Consider the following 2,219-nt stretch of genomic DNA (forward strand, 5'->3'; position numbering starts at 1 on the left):
ATTAAGTAAAGTGCTACTGTTGTATTGAAAGCCATAAAATATTTCCCCTCCAACCGCAACTAGCAGCTTTATTTTCAATCATAAAAAAATGGGGAGGATTCATAATTTAAGTGGCTAATTTAATTTTAGAGCTTTCAGTTTTAACGAATATAATTTTGAGCAATGATTTATTTTGAGTTTCTAAATCGTCTTACTACCTTTCAATCATAAAATAAATTATACTAGTAAATAATAAGTAATATTTGTCAGTTGGTATTTTGGTAGCTGTTATCTCATTGGTTAATCGCAAAATATCATGTGGCTCTTTTTTTATAGTGCATTAAATTAATTTTCAAATACGAGATTTACATTTTTTTGAATTATAAATAGTAAGATGGAGGGGTTATATGGATTTATATAAAGGAAAAAGATTTTGGCCAACATTAACAAAAGAAGCATCATTTTCAAAACAAAAAGGGACACATAAAGTGGATGTTTTAGTAATTGGTGGCGGCATGAGTGGTTTATTGTCGGCTTATAGTTTAGCAAGAGCAGGGAAGAAAGTATTTTTAGTTGAAAAGGATACAATAGCAAATGGATCAAGTTCATTAAATACTGGTTTGATTCAATATATGAGTGATGTTGTAATGGTGGATATTGATGAAGAAAAGAATAAAATGGTATCAAATGATTTTTATTTAAGATCGCAAAAAGCGTTAGATTACATTGAAGAAATTGTTAATGAGTTAGATGACCCGACTATTTCATTTAGAAGAAACAATAGTCTTTATGTCTCAAATGATGAAGAGAAAATTTTGAAAATAAAAAGAGAAGTTGTTAGACAAAATGAATTGAATTTTGAAACAGAGTTTTTAGATACGAAGAGATTAAAAAAAGAATATGGTATCGATGCTCTAGGAGGATTGCTTTCAAAAAATGACGTGGAGCTGAATCCGATGGCTTTTGTTTCTGCAATGGCAACCAGCGCTACACAAAATTTTGATTTGCTTATATCGGAACAAACTAAAGTGAACGAGAATAATTTTTCATTTGATGAAAATAAAATGGTAGTGGATGATTTAAGTGTTCAGTATGATAAATTGGTAATTGCGACAGGCTATGACGTGTTCCCAAGTTTTTCAAAATATTTACCGAAAATTGATTTAGTGACCTCATTTGTTGTTGTAACAGAACCGATTAGCAATCAAAAGGTTACTGACACGATGTTTTGGGAAAGTTCAAGTAGCTATCTTTATTTTAGAAAAAGTCCGGATAACCGTTTAATCATCGGTGGAGAGGATGAAGAAAATATAACGTTATCTGAGAATAAAGCTAAGATAAATTCTGAAAAATTAATTAAACAGGTTCAATCTTATCAAACTAATTCGATTAAATTAAAATCTGAATATTTTTATGAAGCTATCTTTGGTGAGTCTTCTGATGGATTACCGTATATAGGACCACATCCAGAAAACCATGATATTTTTATTATACATGGAGTGGGTGGTAATGGGACAGTCTATTCCGCAATGGGAGCGATCGAGATTGTGGATTTTTCAAAAGGAAAGTTCGATGAAAAGATGAGTTATTTATGGCCGAGCGAAACCAATAATTAATGGACAAAATAAGATAGAAAGAATTTGCTTTCGGCTTCGTGTCAAAATTTGGAAGTTTTATTATTTTTATGATTTTTTTAATTAGCAAAAACATTGAGTAGTACTTTATTATCAAATCAACCATCGAACCTCAAAACAAAAACCAGACTCAATTTTGCTGAGTCTGGTTTCTTTAAGTCCTATTATCGTTGATCGAGTTCCATTTTGTTTTCGGTGGTAGTAAAAATACTGATCACAATGGATAAAATAATGGCAGTGAATAGTCCTTCAATCTGAACATCGCTAACGAAATTATCCGCTAATAAAACCATAGCACCGTTTACAACTAAGTTAAACAGCCCTAAACTAATAATCGTCAATAAACATCCGACTGTCTTAAGTATTTTTCCGACAATACCATTAGTAATACCCAGAATAATAGCAAATATTAGAGCTCCCATAAAACTGTTAACGGTGACTCCTGGAAGAATATAACTCATAACGATGGTAACAACGGTAGTAATTAATAAATTTTTCATAAATGTCCCTCCTCGATACAATTAAATTATAACATATTTTGATGTTAATTATAACATATTTTGATGAAAAAACCTAATAAGTCGCCAGGTATGATAGTGTCAAATT

2 protein-coding genes are annotated in these 2,219 nt (G+C 30.8%); one reads left to right on the top strand and one right to left on the bottom strand.

Annotation, left to right across the window (positions count from 1 at the left end; all coding sequences use genetic code 11):
* Positions 1-386: 386 nt before the first annotated feature.
* Positions 387-1,595: an NAD(P)/FAD-dependent oxidoreductase gene (locus tag GSA01S_RS09970; RefSeq protein ID WP_066127181.1), complete on the top strand. Its 1,209-nt coding sequence runs from the start codon at positions 387-389 to the stop codon at positions 1,593-1,595.
* A gap of 182 nt (positions 1,596-1,777) precedes the next feature.
* On the opposite strand, the gene GSA01S_RS09975 is transcribed toward GSA01S_RS09970, so the two are convergent.
* Positions 1,778-2,113, bottom strand: coding sequence for a phage holin family protein (locus GSA01S_RS09975; RefSeq protein ID WP_066127184.1), 336 nt, complete (start codon positions 2,111-2,113; stop codon positions 1,778-1,780).
* Positions 2,114-2,219: the final 106 nt, after the last annotated feature.

It is taken from the genome of Globicatella sanguinis NBRC 15551 (assembly GCF_001552295.1).
Taxonomy (GTDB): Bacteria; Bacillota; Bacilli; order Lactobacillales; family Aerococcaceae; genus Globicatella; species Globicatella sanguinis.